Here is an 18,486-nt window from a genome sequence, read left to right as displayed (position 1 = left end):
CTAGCCTCGACGCGGGGCGGTGGGGCGGCCTAGAGCGGTCGCAAAGGAGAGCCGCATGGGCCAAGCCACGCACGTCCTAGCGATCGATCAGGGTACGACATCGACGCGCAGCATCCTGTTCGATGCGACGGCCAGACCGGTCGCGACGGCGCAGCGCGAATTCGCGCAGCATTATCCGCGACTCGGCTGGGTCGAGCATGACCCCGAGGACATCTGGCGCGACACGCTGGCGACCGCGCGCGAGGCGATCGCACGCGGCGGCGTGCCAACGCGCGACATCGCGGCGATCGGCATCACCAACCAGCGCGAAACCGTCGTCGTCTGGGATCGCGCGACGGGCACGCCAATCTACCCCGCGATCGTCTGGCAGGACCGCCGCACCGCGGATGTGTGTCAGAGCCTGAAGGCCGAGGGGGCGGAACAGATGGTCCGCGACAAGACCGGCCTGCTGCTCGATCCCTATTTCTCCGCGACCAAGATCGCGTGGATCCTCGACACCGTGCCGGGTGCGCGTGCGCGCGCGGACAAGGGCGCGCTGGCCTTTGGCACGATCGACTGTTTCCTTTTGTGGCGGCTCACCGGCGGCGCGGTGCATGCGACCGACGTGACCAATGCCGGGCGCACGCTCCTCTATGACATTCGCCGGCAGGATTGGGACGACGCGCTGTGCCGGCTGCTGCGCGTGCCACAGGCGATGCTGCCCGAGGTAAACGACAACAGCCATGTGTTCGGCACGACCACGCCCGGGCTGTTCGACGTCCCGATCCCGATCGCGGGAATGGCGGGGGATCAGCAGGCGGCGTTGTTCGGCCAAGCCTGCTTCGCGCGCGGCATGGTCAAGTCGACCTATGGAACGGGATGTTTCATGCTGCTCAACACCGGTGACACGGCGATCGCGTCCGACCACAGGTTGCTGACCACGCCCGCCTATCGGCTGAACGGGCAGATGACCTATGCGCTGGAGGGATCGATCTTCGTCGCCGGCGCGGCGGTCAAGTGGCTGCGCGACGGGCTCGGCGTGATCACCAGCGCGCACCAGACGCACGACATGGCGACCGAGGTTCCCGACAGCCACGGCGTCTACATGGTCCCCGCTTTTGTCGGGCTGGGCGCGCCGCACTGGGATCCCGGCGCGCGCGGACTTATCACCGGGCTGACGCTGGGCGCGACGGGCGCGCATCTCGCGCGCGCGGCGCTCGAAGCGGTCGGCTATCAGACGCTCGATCTGGCGCAGGCGATGGTCGCGGATGGCGGCGCGGCGCCCGCGACGCTCCGGATCGACGGCGGCATGGCGGCGAACGACTGGCTGTGTCAGTTTCTCGCCGACATGCTCGAGACACCGGTCGAGCGGCCGACGCATCTCGAGACGACCGCGCTGGGCGCGGCGTTCCATGCGGGGCTGGCGACCGGCGTCTGGCCCGATCTCGATGCGTTGTCGCAGACGTGGCGGCGGGGGGCGTGTTTCGAACCGCGGATGGGGGCGAGCGACCGCGCCGCGCTGATCGCCGGCTGGCACGCCGCGTTACGCAAGGCGCTCAGTACGGACTGACGATCGGCGGGGCCGGCTCAGGATGCGACGCGCAGGCCCGTCACGCGCTGGACCAGAACTTCGATCTGGCCGCGATGGAACCCGGCGGCGAGGAACCGCTCGATCTCGGCGACCGGCAGCGCGAAGCCGTGGCGCCACGCATGGACCGAGAGCCGACGCAGCGCCTCGAGCCGAGGATCGGCCAGCGGCGATCGCTCCGACAGGCCGAAGATGGTCCGCAGCGCGCGGTCCAGCCGTCCCGGCACCGCCAGGCTGCGCAGGCCGTCATTCTTGGCGAGCATGATGACGTGCCATTCGAGCTGCGTGTACCCGGCCCGGCCTTCGGTCTGCACGGCGCTGATCGTCGGCCGGCTGGCGACGGGGGCGGCGAACAGGTTGTCGAGGTCGAGATAGGCCATGGTCGGGTCTCTTCGGATGGACAAAGGGGCACGCGGCGAGGGTGCCGCGTGGGAAACAGGTCGAGTTATGGTGCAGCGCTTCGGGGCGGCAGCAAAATCATCGGTAGGTGAAGACCGGAGCAGGATCCCTGGACCCCGATCGTCTTCGATACCGCTCGGTATAGTAAGCGCGGGCGGGCGTCAATCGCCTTTTGTACCGACGGGTAGGGTTTCGACCGGGCCTGAAAACCGTAACGTCACCCGCCGCGGGTGCGGCGGGTGACGTCAGTCGTGCAGTCTGGATAGGCGGGCAGCTGTAAGCCGGCCCGCCGGTCAGCTCAGCCCTCGTTGGCGCGCTTCGCCAGTTCCTTGTTCACGCCAAGCGCGATCAGCGTGCAGACCGCACCCGAGAACAGATAGGCGCCGCTGGCAGCGAGGCCGAGCTTGCTCGACAGGAGCAGTGCGGCGAGCGGGGCGAAGCCCGCACCGAACAGCCAGGCCAGATCGGTCGTCAGCGCCGACCCGGTATAACGGTGCGTCTTGCCGAGGCTGGTCGCGAGCGAGCCCGACGACTGGCCGAACGACAGGCCGAACAGCGCGAAGCCGACGATCATGAACACCCACTCACCGGTCGCGCCGCCGTCGAGCAGCATCGGCGCGCCGATCGCGAACAGCGCGATCAGCACCGCGGTGCTGCCGAGCAGCGTACGGCGACCGATGCGATCCGCGAGCAGTCCCGACACGAGCGTCGCGCACAGGCCGATTGCCGCGCCGATCACTTCGATCGTCAGGAACCGGCCTGGCGTCTCGCGCGTGAACAGCACGATCCACGACAGCGGGAACACCGTCACCATGTGGAACAGCGCGAAGCTGGCGAGCGGGGCGAAGGCGCCGAGCACGATGGTGCGGCCTTCCGCGCGAATCGTGTCGAGCACGGGCGCCGGCTGTAGCGCACGCGATTCGAACAACGTCGTGAACTCAGGGGTGACGACGAGGCGGAGGCGGGCGAAGAGCGCGACGACGTTGATCGCGAAGGCCACGAAGAACGGATAGCGCCAGCCCCAGTCGATGAAGTCGGCGGCCGGCAGCGTCGCGACGAAGAAGGCGAACAGGCCGCTGGCCACCAGCAGGCCGAATGGCGCGCCGAGCTGTGGCAGCATCGCGTACCAGCCGCGGCGACCCTCGGGCGCGTTGAGCGAGAGCAGCGAGGCGAGGCCGTCCCAGGCACCCGCGAGCGCGATGCCCTGCGCGATACGCAGGATCGACAGCAGCACGACCGACCAGTTGCCGACCTGCGCATAGCCGGGGAGGAAGCCCATCGCCACGGTCGCTGTGCCGAGCAGGAACAGCGCGATCGTCAGCTTGGCGCTGCGGCCATAGAGCCGATCGACCGCGATGAAGATCACCGACCCGAGCGGGCGCGCGATGAAGGCGAGCGCGAACACCGCGAAGGAGTAGATCGTCCCCTGCAGCCGGTCGACATAGGGGAAGACCAGCGTCGGGAAGACGATGACCGAGGCGATCGCATAGACGAAAAAGTCGAAAAACTCGGACGTGCGTCCGATGACGACGCCGATTGCGATCTCGCCCGGCGACACCTTTTTCCCGTGATCGTGAAGATCGCGGGCATCGTCTTCAAAAGACGTCGATGCGGCGTGTGCACTCATTCTCAAACTCGCTTCCGTGAGGCGGCTCGCCGCCCAATGGCCTTTTCGGACGGCGCACCGATCATACGCCTTTTCGTCGACTGCGGGCAGGGCCTTTCGGAGTCACACCGAGAGACCTATCTCTGTCGCATCATGAGCGCCATGCCTTTGCTGCAGTGCGGCGCCCATTGGACAAATTGTCCACTATGGAATGATCTAACAGCGGCGTAGGGGCGAGTACATGACCGCCGAGCTATCGAATTCCAGGCCCCGATCCTGGCTCTTACGCGCAGCAGCCCTGCTGCCCGCGCTGTTGATCAGTGGATGCAACTGGGTCGTGATGTCGCCATCTGGCGATATTGCGGTGCAGCAGCGTGACCTGGTCCTCATCTCCACCGGGCTGATGCTCATCATCATCGTCCCGGTGATCGCGCTGACGCTGTTCTTCGCCTATCACTACCGGCAGACGAACAAGAGCGCGAAGTACGAGCCGACCTGGGATCACTCGGTCGGGCTCGAGCTGCTGATCTGGGGCGTGCCGCTGCTGATCATCATCGCACTAGGCGCATTGACCTGGACCAGCACGCATCTGCTCGATCCCTATCGTCCGCTCGGCCGCATCTCCGCGCAGAGCGGCGATATCGGCGAGAACACGCCGGTGGGGCAGCTCGCGGGTAACCAGCAGACGATCACGGGCGGTAAGCCGCTCGACGTCCAGGTGGTCGCACTCGACTGGAAATGGCTGTTCATCTATCCCGAATACGGCATCGCCACGGTCAACGAACTGGCCGCGCCGGTGGATCGCCCGCTGCGCTTCAAGATGACCTCGTCCTCGGTCATGAACGCCTTCTACATCCCCGCGCTCGCCGGCATGATCTACACCATGCCCGGGATGGAGACGACACTGCACGCGGTGATCAACAAGCCCGGCAATTACGAAGGCTTCTCGTCCAACTACAGCGGCGCAGGCTTTTCGGGCATGCGCTTCCGTTTCCACGGCGTGTCCGACGCTGGCTTCGATGCCTGGGTCGCGAAGGTCCGGAACGGCGGCGGCGGTCTGAACCGTGCCAACTACATGCAGCTCGAAAAGCCGAGCGAGAAGGTGCCGGTCCGCTATTTCGGCGGTGTCGAGAGTTCGCTGTTCAAGGCGATCGTCGAGCAGTGCGTGAAGCCCGGCAAGCCGTGCATGTCGGACATGATGGGCAAGAACCCGCATGACGGCATGGCGATGCCCGGCGTCAATGGCGGCAGCGGGCCGCAGGATGCCGGCCCCCGACCCGAGGGCGGCTTGATGAAGGACGGCGACGAAAAGGGGAGCGGGAAACATTGGTCTGCGCCAGCCGACATAAAACGCGACGGCGCCAACGCCGCGCCCGGCTCGCCTGCCAACCGCAATCACACCATGCTGACCCCCTCAACCATGCCGGGCTCGCGCCCCGTCGCGAACGGCTAGAGAAAAGCTCATGTCAGACTCCATATTGAAGACGATCTTCGGCCGACTGACGCTGGAATCGCTGCCGCTGCATGAACCGATCGTCGTCGCGACGTTCGGCATGGTGGCGATCGGCGGTGCCGCGCTGCTGGCCGCGCTCACCTATTTCAAGGTGTGGGGCTATCTGTGGAACCAGTGGTTCACCAGCGTCGATCACAAGAAGATCGGGATCATGTACATGATCCTCGCGATCGTCATGCTGCTGCGCGGCTTCTCCGACGCGATCATGATGCGCCTGCAACAGGCGATGGCGTTCGGGGGTAGCGAAGGCTATCTTAACGCGCATCACTATGACCAGGTCTTCACCGCGCACGGCGTGATCATGATCTTCTTCGTGGCGATGCCGATGGTCACGGGTCTGATGAACTATGTCGTCCCGCTCCAGATCGGTGCGCGCGACGTGTCGTTCCCGTTCCTCAACAATTTCAGCTTCTGGATGACCGCGGCTGGTGCCGTGATCGTCATGATGTCGCTATTCATCGGCGAGTTCGCGCGGACCGGCTGGCTCGCGATGCCGCCGCTGTCGGGGATCGCCTATTCGCCCGATGTCGGGGTTGATTATTATATCTGGGCCTTGCAGATCGCGGGCATCGGGACACTCTTGTCCGGCGTCAATCTGGTCGCGACCATCGTCAAGATGCGGGCGCCCGGCATGGGCATGATGAAGATGCCGATCTTCACCTGGACCGCGCTGTGCACCAACATCCTGATCGTCGCCGCCTTCCCGGTGCTGACCGCGGTGCTCGCGATGCTGTCGCTCGACCGCTATATCGGTACCGCGTTCTTCACGAACGACGCGGGCGGCAACCCGATGATGTACGTCAACCTGATCTGGATCTGGGGTCACCCCGAGGTCTACATCCTGGTCCTGCCGGCATTCGGCATCTTCTCGGAGGTCACCTCGACCTTCTCGGGCAAGCGCCTCTTCGGCTACAGCTCGATGGTCTATGCGACGCTGGTCATCACGATCCTGTCGTATCTCGTCTGGCTGCACCACTTCTTCACCATGGGGTCGGGGGCCAGCGTCAACTCGTTCTTCGGCATCACCACGATGATCATCTCGATCCCGACCGGGGCCAAGATCTTCAACTGGCTGTTCACCATGTACAAGGGGCGGATCCGGTTCGAACTGCCGATGATGTGGACGATCGCCTTCATGGTGACCTTCACGATCGGCGGCATGACCGGCGTCCTGCTCGCGGTGCCGCCCGCCGACTTCGTGCTGCACAACTCGCTGTTCCTGGTCGCGCATTTCCATAACGTGATCATCGGCGGCACGCTGTTCGGCATGTTCGCCGGGATCAACTACTGGTTCCCGAAGGCGTTCGGCTTCAAGCTGGACGAGAAGTGGGGCAAGGTGTCGTTCTGGTGCTGGGTGTCGGGCTTCTACTTCGCCTTCATGCCGCTCTATGTGCTCGGCCTGATGGGCGTGACCCGCCGCATGCGCTATTTCGACGATCCGAACCTGCAGATCTGGTTCGTCATCGCCGCCTTCGGTGCAGCACTGGTCGCGGTCGGCATCGCTGCCTTCCTGATCCAGATCTTCGTCAGCATCCGCAACCGCGAGGCGCTCGCCGATCACACCGGCGATCCCTGGGGTGGCCGGACGCTCGAATGGGCAACCTCGTCGCCGCCGCCCGACTATAACTTCGCGTTCACGCCCGTCGTCCATGACCTGGATGCCTGGTACGACATGAAGGACCGCAAGCATCAGCGGCCGGTCAGCGGCTTCCGCGCGATCCACATGCCGAGCAACACGGGTACCGGCGTCGTGCTGGGCGTTCTCAGCATCGCCTTCGGCTTCGCGATGATCTGGTACATGTGGTGGCTCGCGGGTCTGACGCTGGTCGGGATCTTCGCCACGACGATCTTCCACACCTTCAACTACAAGCGCGACTTCTACATCCCGGTCGAGGACGTGATCGCCAGCGAGGACGCGCGCACCCGCATGCTCGCGACCCAGGGAGCCTGACGCGATGTCTTCGGTATCATTGAAGAAGGACGGTCTGGACGAGAAGGGTGAGCCCCTCTCGTTCTACCAGCTCGAAGAGCATCATCATCCCGAGGGCAGCAGCACGATGCTGGGCTTCTGGATGTACCTGATGAGCGATTGCCTCATCTTCGCGGTGCTGTTCGCAGCTTACGGCGTGCTCGGCACCAGCTATGCCGGCGGACCGACGCCCAAGGAGATCTTCGAGCTGCCGCTCGTCGCGGTGAACACCGCGATGCTGCTGTTCTCGTCGATCACCTATGGCTTCGCGATGCTGTCGATGGAGGAAGGGCGTCAGCGCATCATGCAGATGTGGCTGGCCTTTACCGGGCTGTTCGGCCTCGCCTTCCTGTCGATCGAAATGTACGAGTTCGCCACCCTCATCCATGAGGGCGCGGGTCCGACGCGCAGCGCGTTCCTGTCGTCCTTCTTCACGCTGGTCGGCACGCACGGCCTGCACGTGACGATGGGCTTCATCTGGCTCGTCACGCTGATGGTGCAGGTGCAGAAGCACGGCCTGATCGCCGCGAACAAGCGCCGCCTGATGTGCCTCAGCATGTTCTGGCACTTCCTCGACGTCATCTGGATCGGCGTCTTCACCTTCGTCTATCTGATGGGTTCACTGCGATGACCGACCGCCCCGCCACCGCGCACGACGCGCATGCCGACCACGCCCATGACGATCATGGGCATGGCGACGATCACGCATCGCACGGGACGCGCAAGAGCTACCTCAAGGGGTTCTTCCTCTCGGTCATCCTGACCGCGATTCCGTTCTGGGCCGTGATGACCGGCGCGTTCAAGGATCCGTCGACCGCCGCGCTGGTGATCATGCTGTTCGCGGTGATCCAGATCGTCGTCCACATGATCTACTTCCTGCACATGAACGGAAAGTCCGAGAATGGCTGGACGATGATGGCGCTGATCTTCACGATCATCCTGGTCGTGATCACGCTCAGCGGCTCGATCTGGGTCATGTATCACCTCAACACCAACATGATGCCGATGCAGGCCGCGGTAGATATGTGATGACAGGGCATGCCCGGCCGCGGCCGGCGATCTGGGTGGCGGGCTTCATCGCACTGCTGCTGTTCGCCGGGTTCTGCGCGCTGGGTGTGTGGCAGGTCGAGCGGCGCGCATGGAAGCTCGACCTGATCCGGCAGGTGGCCGCGCGGTCACAGGCCGCGCCGGTCGCGCCACCTGAGCCAGCGCGCTGGCCGGCGATCACGGCGAGCCGCGATGCGTATCGCCGGATCCGGGTGAGCGGCGTCTTCGCGCATGACCGCACGACGCTGGTCCGCGCCGCCACGGCGCTCGGCAGCGGCTACTGGGTGATGACGCCGCTGCGGACCGCGCAGGGCTTCGATGTCCTGGTCAACCGCGGCTACATCTCGCCCGAACAGCGCGGCGCCTATGCGCGGCCGACCGGGCCGGTCACCGTGACCGGCTATCTGCGGATCACGGAACCCGGTGGCGGGTTCCTGCGCAGGAATGATCCCGCGACCGCCAACTGGTATTCGCGCGACGTCGCTGCGATCGCGGGCGCGCGTGGCCTCGGCCGCACGGCGCCCTATTTCATCGACGCGGACAAGGTCGGGGACGGCGCACCGGTCGGCGGCCAGACCGTCATCGCGTTTCCGAACAATCATCTCGTCTACATGCTGACATGGTTCGGCCTCGCCGCGATGACGGTGATCGGCTTCGTCGTGTTCGTGCGCCACGATCGTCGTCGTGATAAGCGCTGACCGGCGACGTCGCGCGTTGAGCGCGTCGCAGGAGAGATGGACCGCGTGACGGCGCACGACACGATGAGATTGGCGATGGACTCCTCGCGGTGGCAGGCCTGGGTCAGCCGCGCGCGCGCGGATACCGATGCCGCGGGCAACGCGAACATGCGGCAGCTGGTCACGCTGCGCTGGATCGCGGTGGCGGGACAGCTGGTCACCGTGCTGACGGTCCGCTTCCTGCTCGGGATCGACCTGCCGCTGGTGCCGATGCTGTTGGCGATGGCGGCGTCGGTCGCGCTCAACCTGGCGAGCATGCGGCTCTATGGCTGGCAGCGCGGGGCGAATGCGCAGCTGCTGCTCGCGATGCTGCTCGATGTCGGGTTGCTGACCGTGCAGCTCTACCTCAGTGGCGGCGCGACCAACCCGTTCATCGCGCTGTACCTGTTGCAGGTGGTGCTGGGCGCAGTGCTGCTCGATCGCTGGTCGAGCTGGGCGATCGTCGGAGTGACAGGCGGGTGTTTCGCGCTGCTGACGATCCGGTATCGCCCGCTCGCCCTGCCGACCGATTATGCGGGGGAGTATTTCGCACTCTACACGGTTGGGTCGCTGCTCAATTTTCTGCTCGTCGCGACGCTGCTTGTGCTCTTCATGACGCGGATCACGGGCAATCTGCGCGCGCGCGACGAGCATCTGGCAGATCTGCGCCAGCAGGCAGCGGAAGAGGATCACATCGTCCGCATGGGCCTGCTCGCGTCGGGCGCCGCGCACGAACTCGGCACGCCGCTCGCGTCGCTCGCAGTCATCCTCAACGACTGGAAGCGGATGCCCGCGCTCGCCACCGATGCGGGGATGCTCGAGGAGATCGGCGAGATGCAGGCCGAGGTCCAGCGGTGCAAGACGATCGTCACCAACATCCTCCTGGCGGCAGGCGAGGCGCGCGGCGAGGCGCCCGAGGTCGTGCCGCTGCATGTTTTCCTCGATGCGATCGTCGAGGACTGGCGCGCGCTGCACGCCGGTGTCGAGTTCGACTATACCAGCCGGCTCGGCGACGATCCGCTGATCGTCTCGGATCCCGCGCTCAAGCAGGTGATCGCCAACGTGCTCGACAATGCCGCCGAAGCATCGCCCGCCTGGGTCGGGTTTTCGGGCGAGCGGTCGGGCGATCATCTGGCGCTGATCGTCCGCGATCATGGACCGGGGTTCACGCGCGACAAGCTGGCAAGCTTCGGCAAGCCCTATCAGTCGAGCAAGCGCGATCCCGGCCATGGCCTCGGCCTGTTCCTTGCGGTCAATGCGATGCGCAAGCTGGGGGGCAGCGTGGCGGTCGCCAACCGCGAGACGGGTGGCGCGGAAGTGACGTTGATGCTGCCGCTGGCGGCGATCGCCCTGGAGCGTGACGAATGAACGAGCCCGATATCCCCCCGGTCAAGCGCCTCGTGATCGTCGAGGACGACGAGACGTTTGCGCGCACGCTGAAACGCTCGTTCGAGCGGCGTGGCTATGCGGTCAGGCTTGCGGCGAGCCATGAGGATCTGGTCGTGCTGCTCGCCGACGACGTGCCGCAATATGCGGTGGTCGACCTGAAGCTCGGCGGTGCGTCGGGGCTGGTCTGCGTCCAGACGCTGCACGCGCATGACCCCGATATCCTCGTCGTCGTGCTGACCGGCTTTGCGAGCATCGCGACCGCGGTCGAGGCGATCAAACTCGGCGCCTCGCATTATCTGGTCAAGCCGTCGAACACCGACGACATCGAGGCGGCGTTCGACCGGACCGAGGGCAAGGTCGACACCGCGGTGACCGAACGCCGCGCGACGATCAAGACGCTCGAATGGGAGCGGATCCACGCGACGCTGGCGGAAACCGGGTTCAACATCTCGGAGACTGCGCGGCAGCTCGGCATGCACCGCCGGACGCTCGCGCGCAAACTCGAGAAGCGGCCGGTCAAATAGCCGCAACGCTTGGCGTGGGGCGGGCGTTATGGTGCGATGGTGTCGCCCTCTTCCTCCCGCCTCTGGGTGCCGCGGCGCCTGCTCGCGACGCCGTCGTCGCTCCTTTGGGACCATGGCGAACAGATCGTCGCGCGCGCACGGGCGCTGGACGTGGCGGTGACGACGCTGCCCAGCGATCGTCTTCGCCTCGACCTGCCCGACGATCCCCGGCAGAACTATGCGCAGGCGAAGGCGACACTGGCGCTGGTCGTCGCCCCGCCGTCGAAACGCCGGTTGCAGCCGATCGCGCCGAGCGCCGACTGGCGGGTCGATCTCGCCGAAGGGTGCCCTGCGCATTGCGGCTATTGCTATCTCGCGGGGTCTTTGAAGGGGCCGCCGATCACGCGGGTCTATGCGAACCTGCCCGAGATCCTGGCCGAGCTTCCCGCGCATCTCGGCCAGGGGACGGTCACCTCGCGCTCCGCCACGCGCGCGCACGAGGGCACGACGTTCGAGGCGTCCTGTTACACCGATCCGCTCGCGATCGATCATGTCACGGGGTCGCTGTCCGCGCTGATCGCGCATTTCGGCGCGTGGGAGGCGGACGTGCAGCTGCGCTTCACGACGAAGTTCGATGCGGTCGAGCCGCTGCTCGCGCTCGATCACGCGGGGCGGACGCGGATGCGCGCCTCGATCAACCCCGCGGGCTATGCGCGGTTCGAGGGCGGCACGAGCCCGGTCGCGGCCCGGCTGGTCGCGCTGCGCCGGATGGCAGATGCGGGGTACAAGGTCGGGCTGACGATCGCGCCGATCATCGCCGCCGAGGGATGGCGCGAGGCCTATGCCGAGCTGATCGCGCAGGCGGGGCAGGTGCTCGGCGATATCCCGGACCTCACGATCGAGCTGATCACGCATCGCTACACGCCCGGGTCCAAGGCGGTGCTGCAGACCTGGTATCCCGGCTCGTCGCTCGATCTCGGCATGGCGAACCGCACCGAGAAGCGCACCAAGTTCGGCTCGGTCAAATATGTCTATGACGCGGACACGATGCGGGCGTTGCGCGCCTTCTTCGCCGACGAGATCGCGGCGCGCCTGCCCGAGGCGCGGATCCTCTACTGGACGTGATCGCCGCCCAACCGGGCAACACAGCGTTGCCGACCCTGCGCTGGTGGGCGCCGGTGCCGTCGCCTATCTGGATACCAAGATCTTGCGCGCCGCCGTCGCCCGGCGCTCGCGCGTGACAACAGGAGATTTCTGCATGCCCATCCTTCTTGGTATTTCCGGCAGCCTGCGCCGCCAGTCGTTCAACGCCGCGATCCTCAATTCGCTCGCCGACGCGCTGGGGGACAAGGCGACACTGCGGATCTTCCCGCTCAACGCGATCCCGATGTACGATCAGGATGCCGATACCGACACGCCACCCGAGGCGGTCGCCGCGCTGCGGGCGGCGATCGGCGAGGCGGACGGGATCGTGATCGCGTCGCCCGAATATAATCACGGGATGCCCGGCGTGCTGAAGAACGCGCTCGACTGGGCGTCGCGGCCTTATGGCAAGGCGACGCTGACGGGGAAGCCGGTGTTCACACTGACCTCGTCGCCGGGCGCGGTCGGCGGTGCGCGCGCGCAGGCGCAGCTGAACGAGACGCTGGCGTCGATCGGCGCGCGTACGCTGCTGCGGCCGCAATCGGTGATCGGGGCGGTGCACGAGAAGATCGCCGACGGGCGGCTGAGCGACACGTCGACGCTCGACTTCCTGTTGAGCGGTATCGACGCCCTGCTGGCGGAGATCGAGCGGCCCGCATCGGCCGTGCGCGAGGCGAACTGAGATGCGGCGCGTGCTGCGGACCTATCCCGCCCAGCGTGACAATATCGCCGATCTCGTCACGCGGCGCCCGCTGCCGGGGCCGCAGTTGCCGCAGGTCGATCCGTTCCTGTTCCTCAACCATCATGGGCCGCAGACCTATCGGCCGGGCAATAACGGCCTGCCGTTCGGGCCTCATCCGCATCGCGGGTTCGAGACGGTCAGCTTCATCCTGAGCGGCGAAATGGCGCATCTCGACAGCGGCGGGCACGAAAGCGTGATGCGCGCGGGCGGCGTGCAGTGGATGACCGCGGGGTCGGGGCTGATCCATGCCGAGGTCTCGCCCGCGTCGTTCAAGCGCAACGGCGGGCCGCTCGAGATCCTCCAGCTGTGGGTCAACCTGCCGGGGCGGCTGAAGATGACCAAGCCCGCTTATACCGGGCTTCAGCGTGAGGATATTCCGGTGGTCGCGGTCGACGACGGCGTCGTGAATGTGATCGCGGGGACGTTTGAAGGGCAGGCGGGGCCGGTTGAGTCGCTGACACGAGTCGCGATGATGACGGTCGAGCTGGCGGCCGGGGGCAAGGTGAGACTGCCTGCGCCGCGCGGTCGCAGCGTATTCTTCTATGTGATCGAGGGGCGGCCCGAGGTTGGCGGTACGGTCGTCGAGCCGTGGCATCTCGTCACGTTCGGTGAGGACGGCGATACGGTCGAGGTCGCGGCGTCAGGTCCGGTGCGGCTGGTGTTCGGCCATGCCGATCCGATCGACGAACCGGTCGTCGCGCACGGGCCGTTCGTGATGACGACGCGCCAGGAGATCGGCGAGGCGATCCGCGATTACCAGGCGGGGCTGTTCGGGCCCGCGCCGGTTATTGCCTAGGCCCTTGCCCGTCATCCCCGCGGAGGCGGGGATCCAGACTGGCTGGCCTCGGTGACAGCGCCGGGAGGTCAGCCAGTATGGGTTCCCGCCTTCGCGGGAATGACGGTGGTGGGGTGGGGGGCTTACTTCGCCAGTACCGCCGACTGGTCGACCGCGACCACCGGCAGCCACACTGCGCTCGCCGACGCGCCGCCGCGTTCGATCGTTACCGTCGCCTTCTTATAGTCCGCCTTCTTCGCGAGGAAGATGTTGGGGACAAAGGTCTGCGGGTTGCGGTCGTAGAGCGGGAACAGGCTCGACTGAACCTGCACCATGATCCGGTGACCCGGCTGGAACACGTGGTTCACAGTCGGCAGACGGAACTTGTAGCGCTGCGTCTTGCCGGCCGGGATCGCACTCGGCTTGGCGAAGCTGTCGCGGTAGCGGCCGCGGAAGATGTCGAGGCTGATCGGCAGTTCATAGCCGCCCATCTTCGGATCGCTCGCGACCTCGTCGGGATAGACGTCGATCACCTTGACGACGAAGTCGGCATCGGTCCCCGTCGTCTTGGCATAGATGTCCGCGATCGGTGCGCCCGAGACGCGGACCGGGGTCGTCAGCACGTCGGTCGTGTAGGTCATCACGTCGGTGCGGCCATCGACGCCGCGCTGGTCGCTGACCAGCCAGTCGCCCCAGCGGCCGTCGCCGAAATTGACCGGGCGCGGCAGATGCGGGACGGGCTTGGCGGGGTCGGAGACATAGCTGTCGCCGCCGCTCGCCGCCTTGGTGAAGCCCAGCCCGCCCTCGGCGCCGAGGTAGATCGGCTTGAGCGGCGCGGCACAGCCGCTCTCGCAGGCGAGCGGCCAGTTCGACAGCTTGTCCCAGTGATTCTCGCCGGTGTTGTAGATCGCCGCGGCGGGCAGCGTGACCGCGGGGCCGTCCTTCAGATACTGGTCGAACATCGGCAGTACCATCTGTTCGCGGAACTGCTGCGCGGTGTCGCCGTCCCACTCGAACGGACCGAGGCTGCGGCCGTCGCGATTGACCTGGCTGTGCCGCCACGGACCCATGACGAGATGGTTGTTGCCCATCTTGCCCTTCGCCTTCAGCGCCTCCCAGGCGGTGATCGCACCGTACATGTCCTCCTGATCCCACAGCCCCTGTTCCCAGAGCGTCGGCACGTTCGAGGGATTGGCGGCCAGCAACTTGTCGAGCGCCTGACCCTGCCAGAACGCGTCATAGGCGGGATGCGCGACCATGCGCTGCCAATAGGGAAGCTGGTCGTACCCCGACGCCTTGGCCCAGTCGCCCGCCGAGCCGATGCGGCGGAAATTCTCGTAATCGTCATAGCCGCCGGTCGGCGGCGCCTTGCCCGCGCCCTTGTAGCCGGTCTGGCCGCCGAGCCAGGCGATGTTGGCGAGGCGGAACGCGCCGTAATGGAACCAGTCGTCGCCCATCCAGCCGTCGATCATCGGGCTTTCTGGCACCGCGGCCTTGAGCGCGGGGTGCGGGTTGAGCAGCGCCATGACGACGGTGAAGCCCTCATAGGACGACCCGATCATGCCGACGCGGCCGTTCGATTCGGGCAGGTTCGCCTTGTTCACCAGCCAGTCGATCGTGTCATAGGCGTCGGTGACATGATCGACTTTGGTCGGGTTGAGCGGGCCGATCACCGGGCGCGTGACGACATACTCGCCCTCCGAACCATATTTGCCGCGGACGTCCTGATATACGCGGATATACCCGCCCTTGACGAACATCTCGTCGGCAAGCGGCAGCGTCGAGAGGATGCTTGGGCTGTCCATACGCGTCGCGCGCGACTTCGCGTCATAGGGCGTGCGCGTCAGCACGATCGGCGCATTGGTCAGCCCCTTGGGATAGACGATGACGGTGTAGAGCTTCGTCCCGTCGCGCATCGGGACCATCACCTCGCGCTTGACGTAGTCGCGGTTGGCCGTGGCGGGGACGAACTTGGCCGGCACGTCGCCGCCGGCGGGGGCAGTCTTGTCAGAAACAGTCTGGGGCACCTGCGCCGACGAAACGGTGGCGAGCGCGATCGAGGCAAGAAGGACGAGCTTGAGGGTCATGAAACGCTCCGGAAGAGGATGCGGCCAAGCTAGGCGCAATTGTCGCGCGGGGGCAATCGGGTTCGTGATCGACCAGCCGCGCGCGTGCCGCTTGAAATGTCGGCCGCTTGCTGGATGATGCGCCGAAACAACCGGGGGGTATCATGGCGCGCAGGACAAAGGGATCGTGGCGGCCGTTCATCCAGGCCTTGCCGATCCTGATCGTCGGCTATGTCTCGACCATCCTGATCTGCGCGGCGCTGTTTGCGACGTTCGAGGGCAAGCCGGTCGATGTGGGCATCTGGTGGTCGTTCGTGACCGCGATGACGATCGGCTATGGCGACGTGTTTCCCGTGACGATGGGGGGCAAGATCGTCGCGGTCGCGCTGATGCATGCGGTACCGCTGTTCCTCGTGCCGCTGCTAACCGCGAAAATGGCGGCCAAGATGATCGTCGACAGCGACGCCTTCACGCATGCCGAGCAGGAGGAGATCAAGCTGGCGCTCGCGCGGATCGAGGCGATCCTTTCGCGTGAGCCGCGGCAGGATTAATCGGGCGCCAGCACCGCGCGTTCGCGCCCGACCAGCGCCACCAGCCAGTCGGTGAAGGCACGGATCGCGTCGAAGCGGCCGGTATCCTGGTGCGTGACCAGCCAGAAGGCGCGGCTGATGCGGATGTCGGGGAGGATCGCGACAAGCCCGGGATAGGCCTCGCCGATGAAGCAGGGGAGCACGCCGATGCCGGCGCCGGCCGCGATCATGTGCGCCTGCGCGTTGATGCTCGACGAACGCAGCACGGGGTCGCGGACGCCCGGGATCTCGTCGAGATAGCGCAGTTCGGGCGCGTAGACGATGTCGGGGACATAGCCGATCATCCGCCGGTCGCGCAGGTCGGCGATGCCGTGGACCGGGCCGTGCGCCGCGAGATGCTCCGCCGACGCGTAGAGCCGCAGCGTATAGTCCGTGAGCTTGCGCGTCCGCAGCGGACCGCGGCGCGGGCGGGCGAGCAGGACCGCGACGTCGGTCTCGCGCCGGGTCGGGTTGAGGAAGCCGCTGGTCGCGACGAGATCGACTGCGAGCTTGGGATGCGCCTGTGCGAGCGTGCCGAGATGTCGGCTGACGAACCAGGTGCCGAACCCCTCGGCGACGCTGACGCGGATCGTGCCGTCGACCTCGGTCCGGCCCGCGGGCGGGGTACGGATGTCCGACGCGATCGCCGCCATCGCGGTCGCGCGCGCGAGCAGGTCCTCGCCTGCGCTGGTCAGGATCTGGCCGTCGGGGCCCTGCTCGAACAGCCGCTGGCCGACCGCGGTCTCGAGCCGGCGAAGGCGGCGGCCGACCGTCGTCGCATCGACGCCGAGACTCGCCGCGGCACGCCCAAGCTGCTGCGCGCGGGCGACTTCGAGGAAGATCGGCAGGTCGCTCCAGTCCATGCAGACTGCAAATATGCAGCTCAGGGCTGCAAGTCTATCGCTTGTGTCGCAGGCGAGGCAGTGGTGTAGAGGCCGCAAAACAAGGAGAGGCGCCATGACCGTTCGCACCATCGAGCATCTGATCGCAGGCGGCACCGCGGGTGGACCGTCCTCCGGCGGCGGCCGTAGCGGCGACGTGTTCGATCCCAATAGCGGCGAGATCCAGGCGCGCGTGACGCTCGGCACGCAGGCCGATCTCGATGCCGCTGTCGCCGCCGCGCAGAAAGCGCAGCCGGGCTGGGCAGCGACGAACCCGCAGCGCCGCGCGCGTGTGATGTTCGAGTTCAAGCGGCTGGTCGAGGCGAACATGGACGAACTCGCGCGGCTGCTGTCGTCCGAGCACGGCAAGGTGATCGCTGATTCGAAGGGCGATATCCAGCGCGGGCTCGAGGTGATCGAGTTCTGCTGCGGCATCCCGCACATTCTCAAGGGCGAGTACACGCAGGGCGCGGGGCCTGGGATCGACGTCTATTCGATGCGCCAGCCGCTCGGCATCGGCGCCGGCATCACCCCGTTCAACTTCCCCGCGATGATCCCGCTATGGATGAGCGGCGTCGCGATCGCGACGGGCAACGCGTTCATCCTGAAGCCGAGCGAGCGCGATCCGTCGGTGCCGGTGCGGCTGGGCGAATTGTTCCTCGAGGCGGGGCTGCCCGAGGGGATCTTCCAGGTCGTCCACGGCGACAAGGAGATGGTCGACGCGATCCTCGATCATCCGGCGATCAGTGCGGTCAGCTTCGTCGGTTCGTCCGACATCGCGCATTATGTGTACCGCCGCGGCGTCGAGGCGGGCAAGCGCGTCCAGGCGATGGGCGGGGCCAAGAACCACGGCATCGTGATGCCCGACGCGGACCTAGACCAAGTCGTCGCCGATCTGTCGGGTGCGGCGTTCGGGAGCGCTGGCGAGCGGTGCATGGCATTGCCGGTGGTGGTGCCGGTCGGCGAGAAGACCGCCATTGCTTTGCGCGAGAAGCTGATCCCGGCGATTGCGGCACTGCGCGTGGGTGTTTCGACCGACAATGACGCGCATTACGGCCCGGTGGTGAACGCAGCGCATCGCAGCCGGATCGAGAACTGGATCCAGACGGGTGTCGACGAGGGTGCGGAACTGGTCGTCGACGGGCGCGGGTTCGAGCTGCAGGGGCATGAGAAGGGGTTCTTCATCGGGCCGTCGCTGTTCGATCACGTCACCACGGAGATGTCGGCGTACAAGGAGGAGATCTTCGGGCCTGTCCTCCAGATCGTCCGCGTCAAGGATTTCGAGGAGGCGGTCCGGCTGCCGAGCGAGCATCAGTACGGCAACGGCGTCGCGATCTTCACGCGCAACGGCCACGCCGCGCGCGAGTTCGCGGCGCGGGTGAATGTCGGGATGGTCGGCATCAACGTGCCGATCCCGGTGCCGGTCGCGTATCACACGTTCGGCGGCTGGAAGCGTTCGGCGTTCGGCGACACCAACCAGCACGGCATGGAAGGCGTGAAGTTCTGGACCAAGGTCAAGACGATCACGCAACGCTGGCCCGATGGCGGGGTTGGCGACGCGGCGAATGCGTTCGTCATTCCGACGATGGGGTGATCGGGTG

17 protein-coding genes are annotated in these 18,486 nt (G+C 66.3%); 13 read left to right on the top strand and 4 right to left on the bottom strand.

Annotated elements, in window-relative coordinates; genetic code table 11:
• Positions 1-55: 55 nt before the first annotated feature.
• Positions 56-1,549 carry a glycerol kinase GlpK gene (gene glpK, locus IFS44_RS11175; RefSeq protein ID WP_192098507.1) on the top strand — a complete coding sequence of 498 codons (1,494 nt, stop codon included), beginning with the start codon at positions 56-58 and terminating at the stop codon, positions 1,547-1,549.
• A gap of 17 nt (positions 1,550-1,566) precedes the next feature.
• Here glpK and IFS44_RS11170 read toward each other — a convergent pair whose 3' ends face one another.
• Positions 1,567-1,947: a hypothetical protein gene (locus IFS44_RS11170; protein ID WP_192098506.1), complete on the bottom strand. Its 381-nt coding sequence runs from the start codon at positions 1,945-1,947 to the stop codon at positions 1,567-1,569.
• Between the two features lie 317 nt (positions 1,948-2,264).
• Positions 2,265-3,593 (bottom strand): MFS transporter, encoded by a 1,329-nt coding sequence (locus IFS44_RS11165; protein ID WP_031395864.1) that lies wholly within the window; start codon positions 3,591-3,593, stop codon positions 2,265-2,267.
• A 319-nt stretch (positions 3,594-3,912) separates the two neighbouring features.
• Here IFS44_RS11165 and IFS44_RS11160 point away from each other — a divergent pair, with 319 nt between their 5' ends.
• From IFS44_RS11160 to IFS44_RS11115, 10 genes are all read left to right on the top strand, one after another.
• Positions 3,913-5,025 (top strand): ubiquinol oxidase subunit II, encoded by a 1,113-nt coding sequence (locus IFS44_RS11160; protein ID WP_420894097.1) that lies wholly within the window; start codon positions 3,913-3,915, stop codon positions 5,023-5,025.
• A gap of 10 nt (positions 5,026-5,035) precedes the next feature.
• Complete coding sequence (gene cyoB / locus IFS44_RS11155; protein ID WP_031395866.1) at positions 5,036-7,036, top strand: cytochrome o ubiquinol oxidase subunit I; 2,001 nt, start codon at positions 5,036-5,038, stop codon at positions 7,034-7,036.
• Between the two features lie 4 nt (positions 7,037-7,040).
• A complete protein-coding gene (gene cyoC / locus IFS44_RS11150; protein ID WP_042467557.1) occupies positions 7,041-7,685 on the top strand; it encodes a cytochrome o ubiquinol oxidase subunit III in 645 nt (214 codons plus the stop codon).
• The gene (gene cyoD, locus IFS44_RS11145) at positions 7,682-8,083 is read left to right on the top strand and encodes a cytochrome o ubiquinol oxidase subunit IV (protein WP_031395868.1); all 402 of its coding nucleotides are present in this window, start codon (positions 7,682-7,684) and stop codon (positions 8,081-8,083) included. The genes cyoC and cyoD overlap by 4 nt, the downstream gene beginning before the upstream one ends.
• The gene (locus IFS44_RS11140; RefSeq protein ID WP_192098505.1) at positions 8,083-8,799 is read left to right on the top strand and encodes an SURF1 family protein; all 717 of its coding nucleotides are present in this window, start codon (positions 8,083-8,085) and stop codon (positions 8,797-8,799) included. Before cyoD ends, IFS44_RS11140 begins: the two co-directional genes overlap by 1 nt.
• A 75-nt stretch (positions 8,800-8,874) precedes the next feature.
• Positions 8,875-10,185, top strand: a complete 1,311-nt coding sequence (locus tag IFS44_RS11135) for an ATP-binding protein (protein ID WP_192098653.1) — start codon at positions 8,875-8,877, stop codon at positions 10,183-10,185.
• Positions 10,182-10,730, top strand: a complete 549-nt coding sequence (locus tag IFS44_RS11130; RefSeq protein WP_197977847.1) for a response regulator transcription factor — start codon at positions 10,182-10,184, stop codon at positions 10,728-10,730. The genes IFS44_RS11135 and IFS44_RS11130 overlap by 4 nt, the downstream gene beginning before the upstream one ends.
• 36 nt (positions 10,731-10,766) lie before the next feature.
• Positions 10,767-11,834: a spore photoproduct lyase family protein gene (locus IFS44_RS11125; RefSeq protein WP_192098504.1), complete on the top strand. Its 1,068-nt coding sequence runs from the start codon at positions 10,767-10,769 to the stop codon at positions 11,832-11,834.
• A 133-nt stretch (positions 11,835-11,967) separates the two neighbouring features.
• Complete coding sequence (locus tag IFS44_RS11120) at positions 11,968-12,534, top strand: NADPH-dependent FMN reductase (protein ID WP_192098503.1); 567 nt, start codon at positions 11,968-11,970, stop codon at positions 12,532-12,534.
• 1 nt (position 12,535) lies between these two features.
• Entirely contained in the window at positions 12,536-13,390 is an 855-nt protein-coding gene (locus tag IFS44_RS11115) for a pirin family protein (protein WP_192098502.1), read from the top strand.
• Positions 13,391-13,512: 122 nt separating this feature from the next.
• Here IFS44_RS11115 and IFS44_RS11110 read toward each other — a convergent pair whose 3' ends face one another.
• Positions 13,513-15,456: a CocE/NonD family hydrolase gene (locus IFS44_RS11110; protein ID WP_192098501.1), complete on the bottom strand. Its 1,944-nt coding sequence runs from the start codon at positions 15,454-15,456 to the stop codon at positions 13,513-13,515.
• A 143-nt stretch (positions 15,457-15,599) separates the two neighbouring features.
• Here IFS44_RS11110 and IFS44_RS11105 point away from each other — a divergent pair, with 143 nt between their 5' ends.
• On the top strand, positions 15,600-15,986 hold the full coding sequence (locus tag IFS44_RS11105) for a potassium channel family protein (RefSeq protein ID WP_192098500.1): 387 nt from the start codon (positions 15,600-15,602) through the stop codon (positions 15,984-15,986).
• On the opposite strand, the gene IFS44_RS11100 is transcribed toward IFS44_RS11105, so the two are convergent.
• Positions 15,983-16,867 (bottom strand): LysR family transcriptional regulator, encoded by an 885-nt coding sequence (locus IFS44_RS11100; protein WP_192098499.1) that lies wholly within the window; start codon positions 16,865-16,867, stop codon positions 15,983-15,985. The genes IFS44_RS11105 and IFS44_RS11100 overlap by 4 nt on opposite strands.
• A gap of 94 nt (positions 16,868-16,961) precedes the next feature.
• Here IFS44_RS11100 and IFS44_RS11095 point away from each other — a divergent pair, with 94 nt between their 5' ends.
• Positions 16,962-18,479, top strand: a complete 1,518-nt coding sequence (locus tag IFS44_RS11095) for a CoA-acylating methylmalonate-semialdehyde dehydrogenase (protein WP_192098498.1) — start codon at positions 16,962-16,964, stop codon at positions 18,477-18,479.
• The last annotated feature ends 7 nt before the right edge of the window (positions 18,480-18,486 follow it).

Origin of the sequence: Sphingomonas sp. CFBP 13706 (assembly GCF_014842355.1) — a bacterium.
Lineage (GTDB): Bacteria > Pseudomonadota > Alphaproteobacteria > Sphingomonadales > Sphingomonadaceae > Sphingomonas > Sphingomonas aerolata.
This window is presented reverse-complemented; position numbering and strand designations above follow the sequence as displayed.

Bases quoted from the DNA above. Each gene is read 5' to 3' on its own strand.
- glpK (WP_192098507.1), top strand. From the start codon at position 56: ATGGGCCAAGCCACGCACGTCCTAGCGATCGATCAGGGTACGACATCG.
- IFS44_RS11170 (WP_192098506.1), bottom strand. From the start codon at position 1,947: ATGGCCTATCTCGACCTCGACAACCTGTTCGCCGCCCCCGTCGCCAGC.
- IFS44_RS11165 (WP_031395864.1), bottom strand. From the start codon at position 3,593: ATGAGTGCACACGCCGCATCGACGTCTTTTGAAGACGATGCCCGCGAT.
- IFS44_RS11160 (WP_420894097.1), top strand. From the start codon at position 3,913: ATGTCGCCATCTGGCGATATTGCGGTGCAGCAGCGTGACCTGGTCCTC.
- cyoB (WP_031395866.1), top strand. From the start codon at position 5,036: ATGTCAGACTCCATATTGAAGACGATCTTCGGCCGACTGACGCTGGAA.
- cyoC (WP_042467557.1), top strand. From the start codon at position 7,041: ATGTCTTCGGTATCATTGAAGAAGGACGGTCTGGACGAGAAGGGTGAG.
- cyoD (WP_031395868.1), top strand. From the start codon at position 7,682: ATGACCGACCGCCCCGCCACCGCGCACGACGCGCATGCCGACCACGCC.
- IFS44_RS11140 (WP_192098505.1), top strand. From the start codon at position 8,083: ATGACAGGGCATGCCCGGCCGCGGCCGGCGATCTGGGTGGCGGGCTTC.
- IFS44_RS11135 (WP_192098653.1), top strand. From the start codon at position 8,875: ATGGACTCCTCGCGGTGGCAGGCCTGGGTCAGCCGCGCGCGCGCGGAT.
- IFS44_RS11130 (WP_197977847.1), top strand. From the start codon at position 10,182: ATGAACGAGCCCGATATCCCCCCGGTCAAGCGCCTCGTGATCGTCGAG.
- IFS44_RS11125 (WP_192098504.1), top strand. From the start codon at position 10,767: ATGGTGTCGCCCTCTTCCTCCCGCCTCTGGGTGCCGCGGCGCCTGCTC.
- IFS44_RS11120 (WP_192098503.1), top strand. From the start codon at position 11,968: ATGCCCATCCTTCTTGGTATTTCCGGCAGCCTGCGCCGCCAGTCGTTC.
- IFS44_RS11115 (WP_192098502.1), top strand. From the start codon at position 12,536: ATGCGGCGCGTGCTGCGGACCTATCCCGCCCAGCGTGACAATATCGCC.
- IFS44_RS11110 (WP_192098501.1), bottom strand. From the start codon at position 15,456: ATGACCCTCAAGCTCGTCCTTCTTGCCTCGATCGCGCTCGCCACCGTT.
- IFS44_RS11105 (WP_192098500.1), top strand. From the start codon at position 15,600: ATGGCGCGCAGGACAAAGGGATCGTGGCGGCCGTTCATCCAGGCCTTG.
- IFS44_RS11100 (WP_192098499.1), bottom strand. From the start codon at position 16,867: ATGGACTGGAGCGACCTGCCGATCTTCCTCGAAGTCGCCCGCGCGCAG.
- IFS44_RS11095 (WP_192098498.1), top strand. From the start codon at position 16,962: ATGACCGTTCGCACCATCGAGCATCTGATCGCAGGCGGCACCGCGGGT.